Origin of the sequence: Rhizobium sp. Rhizsp42, assembly GCF_047304155.1 — a bacterium.
In the GTDB taxonomy this organism is placed as follows: Bacteria; Pseudomonadota; Alphaproteobacteria; order Rhizobiales; family Rhizobiaceae; genus Rhizobium.
Genome location: NZ_JBGLYS010000111.1, coordinates 1 through 755 on the forward strand (window position 1 = coordinate 1; position 755 = coordinate 755).

Sequence of the window (755 nt, forward strand, 5' to 3'; positions counted from 1 at the left end):
GGGTCCTTGTCATATCGAGTGGCAATCCCTCTGAACTGCTTGAGCTTGTTGAAGAATCGCTCGACGAGGTTTCGCTGCCTATAGACCCATGAGCTGAACGGAAAGCTCTCCTTGCGGTTTCGCTTTGCTGGAATATTGGCCCACGCCCGTTTTGTTTTTGCCAAGGTTCGAAGGGCGTTTGTATCATAAGCCCTGTCTGCCAAAAGTATGGCACCCTTTCCGATATCCTTCAGCATTGGCTCGGCGACCCTGCTGTCGTGCACTTGTCCTGGGGTCAGGTCGATGCCAATTGGACGGCCATCTGCATCGACAAGAGCATGGATCTTCGTCGTCAAGCCGCCGCGGGAACGTCCCATGCAGCCATCGTCTTGATCCCCCTTTTTCCCGTGGCCGCATGTTGATGAACGCGGACACAGGAACTGTCGATCATGACAATATCGCCGTCGAAGGCCCTTGAGACCTCCTCCAGAACATGGTCCCAGACACCAGCCTTTCTCCAACGGACAAAACGATTGTAGCAGGTTGTGTAGGGGCCATAGCGCTCAGGAACATCCGCCCAGGGCGAGCCGGTCCGAAATCGCCACAAGATGCCGTTGATTACGCGCCGGTCGTCAACTCGCGGGACGCCGCGAGGCTTGTTAGGAAGAAGCGGTTGGATAATGCTCCATTCGAAATCAGTCAGGTCGAACCGGCGACGGGTCATCTGAGGCCTCCAAATCAAAGCCTCATTGAATCAAAGCCATGCCCGCGTGTGA

The 755-nt window shown here is 55.5% G+C and carries 1 protein-coding gene; it reads right to left on the minus strand.

Annotated features, from left to right (window positions below):
• Positions 1–703 (minus strand): IS5 family transposase gene (locus tag ACCD05_RS31765; RefSeq protein ID WP_413397648.1). Its coding sequence is split into 2 segments (ribosomal slippage), with 704 coding nucleotides annotated over them: positions 1–388 and positions 388–703; the frame shifts between segments, so codons are not numbered across the junction. This gene is flagged as partial in the annotation.
• Positions 704–755 lie beyond the last annotated feature (52 nt).